Origin of the sequence: Micromonospora sp. NPDC005291 (assembly GCF_040607415.1) — a bacterium.
GTDB lineage: Bacteria > Actinomycetota > Actinomycetes > Mycobacteriales > Micromonosporaceae > Micromonospora.
Genome location: NZ_JBEXGR010000024.1, coordinates 87,521 through 103,100, shown reverse-complemented (window position 1 = coordinate 103,100; position 15,580 = coordinate 87,521). Strand labels below are relative to the sequence as shown.

Annotated in this window: 11 protein-coding genes; 10 read left to right on the top strand and 1 reads right to left on the bottom strand. The window is 69.5% G+C overall.

All coding sequences use genetic code 11. The features are described from left to right. Positions 1–27: 27 nt before the first annotated feature. Genes ABZT18_RS26670 through ABZT18_RS26625 form a run of 10 tightly spaced genes read left to right on the top strand, consistent with a single transcriptional unit; the run spans position 28 to position 14,119 of the window. Positions 28–3,828: an amino acid adenylation domain-containing protein gene (locus ABZT18_RS26670; protein ID WP_355252752.1), complete on the top strand. Its 3,801-nt coding sequence runs from the start codon at positions 28–30 to the stop codon at positions 3,826–3,828. A gap of 24 nt (positions 3,829–3,852) precedes the next feature. Continuing rightward, positions 3,853–5,088: an enterochelin esterase gene (fes, locus tag ABZT18_RS26665; protein WP_355252749.1), complete on the top strand. Its 1,236-nt coding sequence runs from the start codon at positions 3,853–3,855 to the stop codon at positions 5,086–5,088. A 22-nt stretch (positions 5,089–5,110) separates the two neighbouring features. Next, positions 5,111–6,241 carry a 3-isopropylmalate dehydrogenase gene (leuB, locus tag ABZT18_RS26660; protein ID WP_355252746.1) on the top strand — a complete coding sequence of 377 codons (1,131 nt, stop codon included), beginning with the start codon at positions 5,111–5,113 and terminating at the stop codon, positions 6,239–6,241. Beyond that, positions 6,238–7,740: a pyridoxal phosphate-dependent aminotransferase gene (locus tag ABZT18_RS26655; protein WP_355252743.1), complete on the top strand. Its 1,503-nt coding sequence runs from the start codon at positions 6,238–6,240 to the stop codon at positions 7,738–7,740. The genes leuB and ABZT18_RS26655 overlap by 4 nt, the downstream gene beginning before the upstream one ends. Beyond that, positions 7,737–9,098 (top strand): hypothetical protein, encoded by a 1,362-nt coding sequence (locus ABZT18_RS26650; RefSeq protein ID WP_355252740.1) that lies wholly within the window; start codon positions 7,737–7,739, stop codon positions 9,096–9,098. Before ABZT18_RS26655 ends, ABZT18_RS26650 begins: the two co-directional genes overlap by 4 nt. 31 nt (positions 9,099–9,129) lie before the next feature. Beyond that, the gene (leuC, locus tag ABZT18_RS26645; RefSeq protein WP_355252737.1) at positions 9,130–10,536 is read left to right on the top strand and encodes a 3-isopropylmalate dehydratase large subunit; all 1,407 of its coding nucleotides are present in this window, start codon (positions 9,130–9,132) and stop codon (positions 10,534–10,536) included. Between the two features lie 17 nt (positions 10,537–10,553). Then, on the top strand, positions 10,554–11,174 hold the full coding sequence (gene leuD / locus ABZT18_RS26640) for a 3-isopropylmalate dehydratase small subunit (RefSeq protein WP_354996928.1): 621 nt from the start codon (positions 10,554–10,556) through the stop codon (positions 11,172–11,174). Between the two features lie 33 nt (positions 11,175–11,207). Then, entirely contained in the window at positions 11,208–11,417 is a 210-nt protein-coding gene (locus ABZT18_RS26635) for an MbtH family NRPS accessory protein (protein ID WP_355252734.1), read from the top strand. A gap of 29 nt (positions 11,418–11,446) precedes the next feature. Beyond that, positions 11,447–13,756 carry an MMPL family transporter gene (locus ABZT18_RS26630; RefSeq protein WP_355252731.1) on the top strand — a complete coding sequence of 770 codons (2,310 nt, stop codon included), beginning with the start codon at positions 11,447–11,449 and terminating at the stop codon, positions 13,754–13,756. A gap of 24 nt (positions 13,757–13,780) precedes the next feature. Then, positions 13,781–14,119 carry a hypothetical protein gene (locus tag ABZT18_RS26625; protein ID WP_354996931.1) on the top strand — a complete coding sequence of 113 codons (339 nt, stop codon included), beginning with the start codon at positions 13,781–13,783 and terminating at the stop codon, positions 14,117–14,119. A 131-nt stretch (positions 14,120–14,250) separates the two neighbouring features. On the opposite strand, the gene ABZT18_RS26620 is transcribed toward ABZT18_RS26625, so the two are convergent. Continuing rightward, entirely contained in the window at positions 14,251–14,949 is a 699-nt protein-coding gene (locus ABZT18_RS26620; protein ID WP_355252728.1) for a M23 family metallopeptidase, read from the bottom strand. Between the last annotated feature and the right edge of the window lie 631 nt (positions 14,950–15,580).

Sequence of the window (15,580 nt, the reverse complement as noted above, 5' to 3'; positions counted from 1 at the left end):
GAGTTCGTTGGTCGTGTTGATCATCAGGTGAAGATTCGTGGGTTCCGGATCGAGTTGGGTGAGATCGAGAACACGTTGTTGCGGCATCCCGACGTCACGACCTGCGCGGTACTGGTGATGCCCGACGACTCCGGCCCACGACTGGTCGCGTACGTGAGTCCGGTCCTTCCGGAGGGCGAGGTGCGGGCGTATCTCGCGGAGAAACTGCCCGAGCACGAGATTCCCTCGGCGTTCGTCTTTCTGGACGAGTTGCCGCTCACCCGCAACGGGAAGCTGGACCGCCCGGCGCTGCCGCTGCCGGAGGACGTGTCGGCGGCGCCGGTGGCCGAGGGCGCGTTGCCCCGCACCAGGACCGAGGCCCTGCTGGTGCAGATCTTCGAGCAGGTGCTGGGGCGGACCCCGGTGGGTATCTTCGACAACTTCTTCGCCCTGGGCGGTCACTCGCTGCTCGCGGTGCAGGTGATCGCCCGCATCCGCCACACCTTCGGGGTCGATATGCCGGTCCGGGTGGTCTTCACCCACCCGTCGATCGCCCGGGTGGCGGCCGAGCTGGAACAGCTCCGCGAGAGCCGGCAGCCGAACCCGGCCGTGCCCCTGGTGCCGGTGCCGCGGGACGGGTGGCTGCCGACGACCTTCGACCAGCAGCGGCTCTGGTTCATGGACCGGCTCAACCCCGGCAGCGCCTTCTACACCGTGGGCTGGCTGCTGCACTGGCCGCAGGCCCTCGACCAGGAGACCCTCCGCACGGCCCTGCGCGAGCTGACCGACCGCCACGAGACTCTGCGGACGACGTTCCGGCTGCGCGACAGCCGGGTCTGGCAGGTGATCGGCGACCAGACCGAGGTGGACCAGGCCGAGGCGGACATCTCCGGCGAGCCGGATTCCGTGGCGGCGATGCGGCGGCTCGGCTTCGACTGGTGGGGCCGGCCGCTCGACCTGGCCGAGGGCCCGCTGTTACGCGTCCTGACCGTCCGCCTCAGCGAGACCGAGTCGGTCCTGGTGTTCAGCGCCCACCACACCGTGGTCGACGGCTACTCGATCCGGCTGTTCAACCGGGAGCTGCGGCAGCTCTACCGGGCGGCGGCGACCGGCGAGCCGGCGCAGCTCCCGGAGCTGCCCATCCAGTACGCGGACTACGCGGTCTGGCAGCAGCAGTGGCTCGAAGAGGAGCGGCTGCGCCCGCACCTGGACTACTGGAAGGAACAACTGGCTGACGCCCCGACGCTGATCACCCTGCCGCTGGACCGGCCGCGCCCGGCGGTGCAGACGTTCCGCGGCGCCACCCACTCCGGGTCGTTGTCGGCCGAGGTGACCCGTCAGGTGCGGCAGATCAGCGTCGACAACCAGACGACCCAGTTCATCACGATGCTCAGCGCCTTCGCGGTGCTGTTGTCCCGGTACAGCGGGCAGCAGCGGGTCGTCATCGGTGTGCCGGTCGCGAGCCGGAACCGGATCGAGACCGAGCCGCTGATCGGCTTCCTGGTCAACACGGTGGCGCTGTGCGTGGACTTCACCGGTGAGCCGGCCTTCGCCGAGATCGTGGACCAGATCCGGTGGAAGCTGCTGGACGCGCAGAGCCACCAGGAGATCCCGTTCGAGAAGATCGTCGAGGAACTCAAACCGGATCGCAGCTCCAGCCACAACCCCGTCTTCCAGGTCATGTTCACCGGCCTGGACAAGATCTTCAACGAGCGGCCCGACGACCCGGCAGAGCCGGCCTGGCTCCAGGAGGTCACCAACGAGGGCATGGGTGTCGCCAAGTTCGACGTGGGCCTGAGCCTGCAGGAGACGGCCGATGCCCTGCGGTACACCTTCGAATACAGCACCGACCTGTTCCATGCCCCCACGATCGCGGCCATGGCCCGGCACTTCGAGATCCTGATCGACGAGGCGCTGTCGGCGCCGGACACTCCCGTCTCCGCCCTGTCGCTGCTCGACGCCGGGGAACGCCACCGGCGGCTGGAGCAGTGGAACGACACCGGACGCGGCGATCTGCTGCGGCCGGCGACCCTGACCGACCTCTTCGCCGAGCAGGTCCGGCGGACCCCGGGACACGTCGCCCTGACGTCCGCGGCCGGCCGGCTCACCTACGCCGAGCTGGACCAGCGCGCCAACCAGGTGGCGAACGCCCTGCGCCGGTCCGGGGTCGGCCCCGAATCCCGGGTCGGCATCTGCGCCGAACGCTCGCTCGAGATGGTCATCGGCCTGTACGGCATCCTCAAAGCCGGTGGCGCGTACGTGCCGCTCGACCCGGACCACCCGGCCGACCGGCTCGCGTTCATGGCGCGCGACGCCCAGGTGCAGGCCGTCCTGGTGCAGCCGGGGACCCGCGAGCGGATCGAGGCCGCCGGTCTGCCGGCGGTGCCGGTCCTGGACCTCACCGGCGATGGCGCCACCTGGACACGGGAGAGCACCGAGCCGCCGGCCGGCCACGTGCACCCGGACAACCTGGCCTACGTCATCTTCACGTCGGGTTCGACCGGCAAGCCCAAGGGCGCCATGCTGTCGCACCGCGGCATCAGCAACCGTCTGTTGTGGATGCAGGACGCCTACCGGCTGGGCGAGCAGGACCGGGTCCTGCAGAAGACGCCGTACAGTTTCGACGTCTCGGTCTGGGAGTTCTTCTGGCCGCTCATCGTCGGCGCCCAGCTCCACGTCGCGGAGCCCGGCGCGCACCGTGACCCGGGCCAGTTGGCCGAGACGATCGACCGGTACGGCATCACGGTGCTGCACTTCGTCCCGTCGATGCTCCAGGCGTTCCTGGGCCACCCGGCGGCTGCCGCCGGCTGCCGCACCGTCCGGCACGTTGTCTGCAGCGGCGAGGCCCTGCCGTTGGAACTGCAGGACCGCTTCCTGGAGCTGCTGCCCGGCGTCCGCCTGCACAACCTGTACGGGCCGACCGAGGCGTCGGTCGACGTCAGCTACTGGGAATGTCAGCGGATCCCGGGCGCCACCACGGTGCCGATCGGCCGGCCGGTCGCCAACACCCAGCTCTACATCCTCAATCCAGCGATGGTCCCGGTGCCCGGCGGCGTGATCGGGGAGCTGTTCATCGGGGGCGTGCAGCTCGCCCGCGGCTACCTCGACCGCCCGGATCTGACCGCGGAACGCTTCGTGGCCAACCCGTTCGGGCCCGGCCGGCTCTATGCCACCGGCGACCTGGCGCGCTACCGCGAGGACGGCGCCGTCGAGTACGCCGGGCGCAAGGACAATCAGATCAAGATCCGGGGTCACCGGATCGAGGTCGGCGAGATCGAAGCCGTCCTGGCTCAGCATCCCGCCGTGCAGACCTGCCTGGTCACCGTGTACGAGGCGAGCGCGACCGACAAGCGGCTGGCAGCCTTCCACACCACGCGGAGCGGCCGAACGGTCACCGTCGAGGAGCTGAGCGACCACCTGCGGGAGCAACTCCCCGAGTACATGATCCCGGCTCACTTCGTGGCGCTGCGGGAGTTCCCGCTGTCGGCCAACGGCAAGATCGACCGCAAGGCCTTGCCGTCGCTGGCCGAGATCGTCCGCGAGGCGCAGCAGCGGGAGAGCTTCGTGGCGCCGGACACCGGCACCGAGCGGGCGCTGGCCGAGATCTGGGCGCGGCTGCTGAACGTCGACCGGGTCGGCCGCCACGACGACTTCTTCCTGCTCGGCGGCCACTCCCTGCTGGTGGCTTCCCTCGCCACCGAGGTCCAGACCGTCTGGGACGTGTCGCTGATGCTCCCGACGGTCTTCCAGAACCGGACGATCGAGGCCCTCGCCCGGGTCATCGACGAGACCCTGGCCGACCCGGAGGGCGAGGAACTGGATGCCGACGAACTGTTCCTGCTGCCCTGACCACGACCGGCGTTAGGAGTTCCGATGATCGTCCCTACCCGGACCCACACCGACCACCGCATCATCCGTCTCGAAGAGGCACTCGCGGCCAGCGACCAGACGGCGCTCGACGACTTCTGGAAGACCGTCGCCGCCGACGGCTCCCCGCTCATGGAGCCGCTCGACGATGACCGGACGCTCGTCACGTTCGTCTGGCGCGATCCGGGCGACACCGACAACGTGCTCGTGCTGTTCTACAGCGCGCCGACGCAGTCGGGCTTCGACGACTTCCTGATGCGGCAGATGCCCTCGACCGACCTCTGGTACGCGTCCTACGTCCTGCCGTCGGATCTGCGCACCACCTACCTGCTGTCGGTCAACGACTCGTTGGTGCCCTACGAGACCTATGCGGACGTGCTGGCGCGCATCCCCGGTTACCAGCCCGATCCGCTGAACCCCCAGGAAGTCACCATCCTGGACGACCTGCGGGTCTCCGTGCTGGAACTGCCGCAGGCGCCGAAGCAGCCCTGGAACATCGCCCGGCGGGGCGTGCCCAAGGGCAGCAACCACATGCACCTCCTCGACAGCGAGGTGCTCGGCACCAAGCACCACGTCACGGTGCACGTGCCGCCCGGCTACCACACCGACGCCGAGCCGTACCACGTGCTGCTGCTCTTCGACGGCTGGGCGTACTTCAACTTCGCCGCAACCCCCACCGTCCTGGACAACCTGCTGTACGCCCGGCGGACCCCGCCGTTCGTGCTGGTCATGCACAGCAACACCGACCAGGCGGTACGCGCCCGGGAACTGCCGTGCCACGAGCCCTTCGCCGAGTTCCTCGACCGGGAGCTGATGCCCTTCCTGCACGACAACTACAACGTCACGGCCGACCCCGCGAAGACGTACGTCGCCGGGTCGTGCTTCGGCGGGCTGGCGGCCGCGTACGTGGCCTTCAAGCTGCCGCACCTGTTCGGCAACGTGATTTCGCAGTCGGGATCGTTCTGGTGGCCGGAGAGCGCGACACCGGACACCGAGATGGAGTGGCTGACCCGGCAGTTCGCCGCCGCGCCACGGTTGCCCATCCGGTTCTCCCTGGAGGTCGGCTCCCTGGAGGCGGCCATCGTCGACTTCGACCAGCTCGAGACCAACCGCAAGCTGCGGGACGTGCTGATCGGCAAGGGCTACGAGGTCGACTACTCAGAGTACTCGGGCGGTCACGACATGATCACGTGGCGCGGCACGCTGGTCCAGCGTCTGCTCGCCCTGACCTCCGCCGCATGACCTTCGAAAAGGGGACTGAGTAATGGCACAGCACACGATCACCGTACTTCCCGGCGATGGCGTGGGACCGGAGGTCACCGAGCAGGCCATCGACGTCCTGCTCGCCGTAGCGGATCTATTCGGGCACGAGTTCACGCTGCACAGCCGGCTCGCGGGCCTCGACGCCATCGCCGCCGAGGGGGTGGCGATCTCCGAGGCCACGATGAGCCTGTGCGGGCAGAGCGACGCCGTCCTGTTCGGCGCGATCGGCAGCCTGCCGCCGGGCGAGCGTCGCGCGGCCCGGGTCAAGCCGGAGCAGGCGCTGTTCCGGCTGCGCAAGGACTTCGAGTTCTTCGCCAACCTGCGGCCGATCCGGCCGGCCCCGGGTCTGCACCACGCGTCACCGATCAAGCCGGAACACGTCGCGGGCGCCGACCTGATCTTCGTCCGGGAGCTGTCAGCCGGCCTGTACTACGGGCACCTGGACTCCACCCCGGACAAGCCGAGCGAGATCCGCGACACCGACCGGGGCGCGGTGGCGATCGACACGCTGCGCTACACCGAGCAGGAGATCGAGCGGGTGGTGCGCGCGGCCTTCGCCATCGCCGCGACCCGCCGCGGGGTGCTCACCTCGGTCGACAAGGCCAACGTGCTGAGCTCGTCGATCCTCTGGCGGCGGGTGGTCGAGCGCGTCGCGGCGAATCACCCGGAGGTGACCTGGGAGCACATGCTCGTCGACGCCTGCGCGATGCACCTGCTGCGTGACCCGGCCCGGTTCGACGTCATCGTGACCGAGAACCTCTTCGGCGACATCCTGACCGACGAGGCCGCCATGCTGACCGGCTCGATCGGCATGATCCCGTCGGCGAGCCTCGGCACCCGCCGGACCGCCGCCGGCACCTTCGGGTTGTACGAGCCGATCCACGGTTCCGCCCCGGACATCGCGGGACAGGACCTCGCGAACCCGGTCGGCGCCGTGCTCTCCGCCGCTCTCCTGCTGCGTCACTCCCTCGGCCTGCCCCGGGAGGCCGAGGCGGTGGAGGCGGCGGTGGAGGCGGTCGTCGCCGAGGGCTACCGCACGGTCGACGTGCAGGAGCCGGACACCAGGGCCGTCGGCACCCGTGAGATGGGCAAACGCATCGTGGCCGCAGTGGCGGAGGGGCACCGGCGATGACGACGCGTACCGACGTGACCGCCCCCGCGACCTACCTGGAGGAGCAGCGGCAGCTCGTCCGGCAGGTCCGCACCGACCTGGTGCATCAGTACCGGGCCCGGCTCCAGAGCGGCGACGAGCCACCGATCCGGATGATGGCGTCCATCGTGCGGGCCCTGGAGCAGGAATGCGCCCGGCGCCGGCTGGATCCGGCCGCGACCCGGCTGGAGATCGTCAACCGGACCATCGGCGATGTCGACCCCCGGCTCATCACCGAGTGCGAGGGGGCGGCCGGCGGCCCGGGCGACTACCGGACGCTCGCCGACGACCTCGGTATCGCGCTGCCCGGCGAGGAACTCCAGGGCCGGATCGCGACCGGCCGGGCGTACCGCCGGCTGCGCGACCAGATGATGGTGATGGAACAGATCGTGATGCGGGCCGGCTTCGACGCGCGCGTCTACGACCTGGCCAGTGTCGGTAATCCGGTCCTGCGGCAATGGCTGGCCGAGGACATGCGGCAGTGGGGGCTCGCGGTCGACGCCAGCCACGTCGCGCTCGGCCTCGGCGCCACCGACTGCATGGACAAGGTGCTCCGCGGCCTGGCCGCGGCCGCCCGCCTGGACTCGCGGCCCGCCGGCGCCCTGCTCCTGCCGGCACCCGGCTTCAACGTCGTGGCGGCGCAGGCCGTGGGCTACGGCTATCGCGTGCACCCCGTAACGACCAGTGCGGAGGACTGCTTCAAGCTGACCGCCACGCAGCTCGACCGGGCGCTGACGGAGAACGCCGACATCGGCATCGTCTATCTGATCGTCACCAGCAACCCGGCCGCGTTCGCCTACCGGCCGGAGGAGCTGCGCGACCTGGTGGCGGTGCTCCGCCGGTGGCGGGAACGCGGGCGGACCGTCTACCTCATGGCCGACCTCGCCTACATCGGCACCGGCATCCCCGCCGACGACGAGGCCCGGATGCTCGCCCTCAGCTCGGCCACCGACCTGGCCGAGCAGTTGATCCTCATCAGCAGCCTCTCCAAGACCCACACTCTCACCGGCGAACGGTTCGGCTGGGTGACGTTCGGCGACGCCGATCTCGCCGCCCGGCTGACCGGTAGCTGGATCAACAGCATCGCCTCGATGCCCGGCGAGTGGCAGTTGCGCTTCATGGCCTACCACCGCCTCTTCCGCGAGAACCCGCACCTGACGACCAAGATCCGCAACCTGTACGCCCTGCGCCGCAGGCAGCTCCGCGCCCAGCTCACCCAGCTCGACCAGAGGTTCGGCCTCTTCGAGCGGATCTTCGCCGACGACGACGCGACGATCTACAACTGGAGCGAGCTGCGCGCGGGCGAAGACTGTTTCTCCGTCTTCGAAAAGACCGGAATCGCCGGCATCCCCGGCTCCACCTTCCACTACTCGGACCGCTATGTCCGCTTCTCGGTCGGCATCCTGCCGGTGACGGCCGATGGATCGACCGGCGCCTCTTCCGAGTCTCCCGCCGAACCCCCTGCCAGGAGGAACCCGTGACTCACACGATCAGCCGACCGGCCGCCGCCCCGCTCGCGGCCGACGACCTGCCGGTCGACTTCAACTGGAACAGCGAGCCGAGCCAGCTGTCCCCGCTGCCGGCGTCGCTGCCCGCCGAGCCGACCGCGGAGCAGGCCGCCGCGGCCGACATCCTGTCCGAGTGCCTGCGTGACGGGCTGCAGGGCGTCAGCCGGTACCCGGACGTGGACGCGATGCTGCGGTACGTCGAACTGCTCGACGCGTTCGGCGTCCGGTCCGCCACGGTCGGCATCCACACCGGGTCGGGCGTGCTGGACTCGACGATGAAGGAACTGCTCGCCGGCATGCGCGACCAGTTCCCCCGGATCGTGCCGTCGGTGCTGTCGGTCTGCACCGACGCGTCCCTGGCGTGGAGCGCCGACTGCCGGGAGATCCACCCCGCGCTCGAGTCCGTGGTCTTCATGGGCAGTGCCCCCTCGCGCCGCCTGGTGCAGGGCTGGGACCTCGACTTCGTGCTGGGCAAGCTCGCGACCTACATCAAGCGGACCGCCGACCTGGGCATCCCGGTGATCGCCGGGACCGAGCACAGCACCCAGACGTCGCCTGAGGACATGCGCGCGATCACCCGGGTCCAGGTCGAGAACGGCGCCTACCGCGTGGCGGTGGCCGACACCATCGGCATCGCCCGGCCGATCGGGGCCTACCGGCTCTGCCGGCTGGTCCGGGAGGTGCTCGACGAGATGGGCACCTCCGACATGAAGCTGGACTGGCACGGGCACCGCGACACCGGCAACGCCCTGAGCAACGCCATGATGGCCGTCGCGGCCGGCGCCGACCGCATCCACGTCGTGTCGCGCGGCGTCGGTGAGCGCTCGGGCAACGCCTCGCTGGAGGAGGTCGTCCTCAACCTGGCGTCCATCCGCGAGGAGGGCGGCCGGCCGGTGTCCTGGAACATGTCCGAGCTGCTCAGCCTGATCTCCTTCTACCAGGACATGGTCGACGTGATCACCCCGGATCACGGGGTGCTCGGCAAGCGCTACAGCTACACCAGCTCCGGCATCCACACCGACGCGATCCTCAAGGCCAACGCGCTGGCCGAGAGCGCCCGCGACGCCCAGGACTTCCAGCTAGAGAACCGGCTGCGGACCATGGCCCGCACCGTCTACTCGGCGATCGACCCGGCCAGCATCGGTGGCACCTACTCGGTGGGCGTCAGCCAGTGGAGCGGCCAGAGCTCGGTGAAGCTGGCCTGCCTGCAGAGCGGCCGTGACCCGGAGAAGCTCACCGCCGAGCGCATCGACGAGATCCTCCAGCACGCCAAGAGCCTCGGCCGCGAACTCGAGGGCGAGGAACTCGAAGCGTGGTTCGCCCGGTCCTGATTTCCCGGTCTCCTGAAAGGCGAGCTGACGCATGAATCCACGAACCATGTTCGACAAGATCTGGGACGCCCACGTGGTCCGGGACGAGCCCGGCGAGGTGCCGATCCTCTACATCGACCGGCACCTCACCCATGAGGCGACGTCACCGCAGGCCTTCGCGGGTCTGCGCGAGCGCGGGATCGGTGTCCGCCGTACCGGTGCCACGATCGCCGTGCTGGACCACAACGTCCCGACCGTGCTCGGCCGCCGCATGGTCGACGTGATCGACGCCGCGAGCGTGAAGTGCATCGAGACGATGGAGGACAACGCCCGCGAGTTCGGGGTCCCGTTGTTCGACATGGCCGACGAGTTCCAGGGCATCGTGCACGTCATCGGGCCGGAACTGGGCATCTCGCTGCCCGGCATGACGGTGGTCTGCGGCGACTCGCACACCTCCACGCACGGCGCGCTCGGCATCTTCGCCATGGGTATCGGCACCAGCGAGGTGGAGCACGTGCTGGCCACCCAGTGCCTGCTCCAGCAGAAGCCGCGCACCATGAACATCCGGGTCGAGGGGACACTCGGTCCGGGGGTGACGGCCAAGGACCTGGCACTGGCGATCATCGGCAAGTTCGGCACGAACGTCGGGGCCAACCACGTCATCGAGTTCAGCGGCCCGGCCGTCCGCTCGTTGAGCGTCGAAGGCCGGATGACCCTGTGCAACATGGCGATCGAGGCGGGCGCGCGGGCCGGCATGGTCGCCCCCGACGAGGTCACCATCGAGTACGTCCGGGGTCGCCGGCACGCCCCGAAGGGCGACCTCTTCGAGCAGGCCGCGGCGCACTGGCGCGAGCTCAGCAGCGACCCGGGAGCGCGCTTCGACACCATGCTCGACATCGACGCCGGCGATCTCGCGCCGCAGGTCACCTGGGGCACCGACCCGGGCATGGTCATCGACGTCACGGGCACGGTGCCCGACCCGGCGGCGGTGACCGACAGCACGACCCGCAAGGCGTACGAGCGTGCCCTGGAGTACATGGGTCTGACGCCCGGCCAGAAGGTCGAGGACATCGAGGTGCAGACGGTCTTCATCGGCTCCTGCACGAACTCCCGCATCGAGGACCTGCGCGCGGCGGCCGGCTATGTCGAAGGACGGCAGGTGGCGCCGAGCGTCCGCGCGATCGTCGTCCCCGGCTCGATGCAGGTCAGCCGGCAGGCCGAGGCGGAGGGCCTGGCGCAGATCTTCCAGGACGCCGGCTTCCAGTGGCGGGAGGCGGGCTGCAGCATGTGCATCGCCATGAACGGCGACCGGCTCTCCGCCGGGGAACGCTGCGCGTCGACCAGCAACCGCAACTTCGAGGGCCGCCAGGGCAAGGGCGGCCGGACCCACCTGGTCAGTCCGCTGATGGCCGCCGGCGCCGCGATCGCGGGCCACTTCGTCGACGTTCGCAACGCCTAGAGGAGCGCAGGTCCGACATGGAGAAATTCGTCATCCACACCGGCGTGGCCGCGCCGCTGCCCCGCTCGAACGTCAACACCGACGACATCGTGCCCGCCCGGTTCCTGAAGACCATCCGCCGTACCGGATTCGCCGATGCCCTGTTCGCGAACTGGCGCTACATCGACGACCGGGACGACAACCCGGACTTCGTCCTGAACCAGCCCCGGTACGCGGGTGCGACGGTGCTCGTGGCCGGGCCGAACTTCGGGTGCGGCTCCTCCCGCGAGCACGCCCCGTGGTCGCTGCGCGAGTTCGGTTTCCGCTGCATCATCGCGCCCAGCTTCGCCGACATCTTCTACAACAACTGTTTCAACAACAGCATTCTGCCGGTCGTGCTCGCCCCGGAGGCAGTCGACGACCTCGTGGCCGCGATCACCGACCAGCGCCGGGAGGTCCACGTCGACCTGGCCGCACAGACGGTCACGATGCCGGACGGGCAGGTCCGGTCGTTCGAGGTCGACCCCTTCAAGAAGAAGGCCCTGCTGGAGGGCCTCGACAGCGTCGACTGGACCATGTCCCGCGGCGCAGAGATCTCCGCGTACGAGGAGCGGCGCCGCCGGGAGGCGGCCTGGCTGTTCCTCGACTCGCCCGTGTGACCACCCCCTTCACCCGACAGGAGCCTGACCGCCATGGATGACAGCGTCGTGAAAGTCCTCGTCAACCACGAGGAGCAGTACTCGCTCTGGCCCGCCTTCCTCGACGTGCCCGCGGGCTGGACGGACACCGGCGTCGCCGGGACCAAGCAGGAGTGCCTGTCCTACGTCAAGGAGGTGTGGACCGACATGCGCCCGCTGAGCCTGCGCCGGCGGATGGCCGAGTCCGCGGCCACCCCCTCCTGACGACAGTCGTCGACCGAGAAGAGCAGACGTTGTTTCTCAAGGCTAGCCGAGCCATCGTCGCCGGTCGCTGGGTGTCCGTGGTGCTCTGGGTGCTCCTCGCGATCGTCCTGGTGCAGTTCGCGCCCAACCTGCAGGAGGAGGCGAACACCAGCCAGCAGCAGGCCCGGTCGCAGTCGCGCCTGGAGGCGTTCCAGGCCGGTGAACTGATCGCGGAGAAGTTCCCGCAGGTGCAGGAGGTGGCGAACAACCAGGTCACGGTGACCGCCTTCCGGGACTCCGGCCTGACCGCCGCCGACGAGGCCTACCTGCGCTCGCTGGAGCAGTTCCTGGCCACCAGGAAGGCCGACATCCGGCTGCGGGAGACCGCGTCGCCGTACTCGGATCCGCAGAACGCCGCCACCCTGATCAGCGCGGACCGTAGGGCCGCCCTCATGTCGCTCAACCTCGACATGGCCTACGCGACGGAGGACAACAACGCCTGGTTGGCGCAGACCAAGGAGATCATGCCGCGGATCCGCGGCTACCTGTCCGGTGACGCCGCCGAACGTGGCGGCGCGCCGGCGGCGCCCGTCGGTCTCGACCTGCACCTCACCGGCGGGAACGCCGTCTGGGGCGACGCCATCACGCTGCAGGAGGAGAGCCTCAACCGCACGCTCGTGATGACGCTGGTGTTCATCCTGGCCGTGCTGCTGATCATCTACCGGTCGCCGATCGCCGCGATCCTCCCGCTGATCTCGGTCGGCCTGGCCCTGACGATCTCGCAGGCCGTGCTGGGGTTCGCGGCGGACGCCGGGCTCAGCGTCTCGCCGAACGCGCTGGTGTTCCTCATCATCGTCCTGTTCGGGCTGGGCACCGACCACTCGCTGCTCATGTTCTCCCGGTTTCGCGACAGCCTGCTGGACGGCATGGGGAAGCAGGAGGCACTGCGCGGGGCGATCGGCTACGGCGGTGAGGCCATCTTCGCCAGCATCTGCGCGGTCATCGTGGCCTTCGGCGGCATGGCGTTCGCCCAGGACGTCAACTTCAAGGGCATCGGCCCGGCGCTGGCGATCGCGGTGTTCATCGAGTTCCTGGTCATCATGACGCTCATCCCGGCGGCGATGGCGATCTTCGGCGAGAAGGTCTTCTGGCCGTTCGCGCCGTCGAAGGTGCGGGCCCGGCGCCTGCGCGCGGGAGGCGGTGCGGTCATCGCGAAGCCCGGCGTCTTCGACCGGATCGCGTCCGCGGTCACCCGCCGGCCGACCCGGTTCATCGTGGTCACCGTCATGGTGCTGCTGCCCTTCCTCGGCCTGCTGACTGGATTCCGCTTCGACAACAACGAACTACGCGCGCTCCTGCCGACGTCGACCGACTCATACCAGGGACTCACCGTGCTGCGGGAGAACTTCGGCGAGGCGGCCGGGGCGGAGAACGCGGTCTCGATCGTCGTCGAGTCGCGGCCGGGCGGCTGGGGACAGCCGCAACTGGCCACCGTCGCCGAACTGGGTCGGGATCTGGAGGCGCTGCCCGGGGTGAGCCGGGTGACGGTACCGACTCAGGAAACCGCGGCCGCGTCCGTCTCGGCCGACGGCACCACCGTCGCCTTGAGCGCCGAGCTCAACCACGATCCGTACTCGGAGCAGGCCCTCGACACCGTCACCGACATCCGCAGCGCGCTGCGGGAGTCGTTACGGGGCACCGACCTGGGGGAGGCGAGGACCTACGTCGGTGGCGTCACCGCGGAGGTCCGGGACAACCTGGAGACGCAGAAGCGCGACTCCGTCGTGATCGCCCTCGTCGTGCTCCTCGGCATCTTCCTCGTCCTGGCGGTGCTGCTGCGGAGTCTGGTGGCGCCGATCTACATGGTGGCGACCATCGTGCTGGCCTACGCGGCGACGATGAGCCTGACGGTGGCCTTCTTCCAGTACGTCCTGGGTTACGAGGGGCTGTGGATCGACGCCCCGATCGCCGCCTTCGTCATCCTGGTGGCGCTGGGCATCGACTACAGCATCTTCCTGATGACCCGGGTGAAGGAGGAGTACCACGCGCATGGGCGACCGAACACCGAGGCGGTCCGCAACGCCCTCGCCCGTACCGGTTCCGTCATCACCTCGTGCGGCATCATCCTGGCCGGCACGTTCACCCCGTTGCTGTTCTCGGGCATCAAGTCCTATCTCGAGATGGGCTTCGCGATCGTCGTCGGTCTGCTGCTGGACACCTTCGTGATCCGCACGCTGCTCGTTCCGGCGATCGCCGTCAAGGTCGGCCCGCGCAACTGGTGGCCCGGCCGGCGGCGGGACGTCCTCGTGGAGACGCCGGATCAGGACGAGTCCCGCGAGCCCGCGCCCGCCCACCGCTAACTGATTCTGAATGGAGACATTGTCGTGAACGACCTCATCAGCCGGCTGTCCGCCGGTGAACTGCCCGTCGTTGTCGGCGGCCCGGATCCCTCGGTGGCGGAGCTTGAGCAGCGCCTCACCGACATCGGACACGTCTTCGTGAAGTTCCCCGGGACCAACGGCGGCACCGACCTCGGCGTACGGGTGGACCGCACCGCCACCGACCTGAGCGGGGCCGACTTCACTGCCGGCACCGGCCGGGTGCACGTCGAGGGGACCCTGACGCTCGACTACGTACCGGTGCGATGCGTGGCCGACCTCGACCTGGGGACGTTGGCTGGCACCGGCCGCCTCGTGGTGCTGGAGAAGGCGCACGCCGCCTGACGGAGACGATGTCGACGAGCACCTCCCGCCGGGGTCAGACCACCACCTGACCGGCTCCTGGTCCTGACCCGGAGCTTGGGCCCCGGCCGGGAGGTTTTCGTGCACCCCGTCGCCTGGCTGACGGGTGCCTCTCAGCCGGTCACCGGCCGCACCATCGACTCCTCGCCCGGGATCCCGGCGCGCCGGTGCTGGAAGCCCTTCGAGCCACGGGCCTGTTCGTGAAAGTCGAGGAAGGCCATCGGCACGCCCCGGGCCACGGTGATGTCGGCGCTGTCCATGATCTGCAGGTGCACGTGCGGCTGGGTCGAGTTGCCGGAGTTGCCGCACTCCGCGATCTGTTGCCGGGCCCGGACCGGGTCGCCCACCGCGGGACGGACGGACCCGGCCCGCAGGTGCGCCAGTGCGACGAACGCCCTGTTGCCGGGCAGCGCGATGGTCACATAGTTGCCGGCGACCGCTCCCACACCCTGCCGCAGACGCTGCGCCTGACCCAGCACATAGGGCACCAGCGCGAGCTGCGACCGCCGCCCGTCATGGTCGGGCTCCTCGTCGTGCACGTCGACGACGACGCCGTCGGCCGGAGCGAGGATCGGCCGCCCGAACGCGTAGTAGCGGTCCGGCGGCTCGGTCGCCAGTATCGTCCGCCAGTCCCGGACCGGGGCGGTACGGCGTCGCTCGTCGACGCCGACGAAATCAATGGCGTAGCGTTCTCCCAGCAGATCGGTCCCATGACTCGGAACGCGGCGGGCCGGGCTATTACGGGCGAGCCACAACCCTGTAAACGGCAATTGAATAGCGGTCTCGTGCTGGGTGGATAAATCCTCTCGCATCGATTGAGTATAAAGTCCGGGACCGATTCCGGCAGCGGACAATGCCGGTGTCGGGCCGATTTTCCGTAAGAATTCGGCCCGCGTTCGGCCGGTTGCCCGGGCTAATCAAGATCATTATTTGGCGCGCGATGACCCAGTTCGTCCACCGCCGTTGAGCCGGTCCGTCCGCCGTCGCCGGCCCGGCCGGGGCGCGCCTGCCGAGCTGTGCGCCGGCACTCAGGGGTCGGTGCTCTGGTGTCGCGGAACCTGTGGGCCGGGGCGATGATCACGCTCCCGAATACTTTGTCCGGTGGCTTTCCCGGCATCGGACCGTGACTCCGTCACCAGCGTGGATCAGCCTGCTGGCGGCGGCCGGCCATCAGGTTGATGCCGCTGGTCGTGATGGCCTCGCCGTACGCGATACGGGCTAAACCGGCGCATTTAGCGGGCCGGGCTGGGCCGCGAGGCGAGGCCCGAGCGATCGATATCGGACAGGAGGCGGCCCCTCGGATGGCCGATGACAGTTGGTGGACAGTTGCGGGGCGGTCCGGTGAGCGGCCGCCGACCGGCCGGTGGACGGCTGTCGGGAGGCCCGGCGGGAAGCCGTCCGGTAGCCTCCCGGGAGAGCGCAGCGCAGTGGCCGGGCGACCGG

What these genes read in the sequence shown, in the direction of transcription:
- fes (WP_355252749.1), top strand. Translation starts at nt 3,853, where the DNA reads ATGATCGTCCCTACCCGGACCCACACCGACCACCGCATCATCCGTCTC.
- leuB (WP_355252746.1), top strand. Translation starts at nt 5,111, where the DNA reads ATGGCACAGCACACGATCACCGTACTTCCCGGCGATGGCGTGGGACCG.
- ABZT18_RS26655 (WP_355252743.1), top strand. Translation starts at nt 6,238, where the DNA reads ATGACGACGCGTACCGACGTGACCGCCCCCGCGACCTACCTGGAGGAG.
- leuC (WP_355252737.1), top strand. Translation starts at nt 9,130, where the DNA reads ATGAATCCACGAACCATGTTCGACAAGATCTGGGACGCCCACGTGGTC.
- leuD (WP_354996928.1), top strand. Translation starts at nt 10,554, where the DNA reads ATGGAGAAATTCGTCATCCACACCGGCGTGGCCGCGCCGCTGCCCCGC.
- ABZT18_RS26635 (WP_355252734.1), top strand. Translation starts at nt 11,208, where the DNA reads ATGGATGACAGCGTCGTGAAAGTCCTCGTCAACCACGAGGAGCAGTAC.
- ABZT18_RS26620 (WP_355252728.1), bottom strand. Translation starts at nt 14,949, where the DNA reads ATGCGAGAGGATTTATCCACCCAGCACGAGACCGCTATTCAATTGCCG.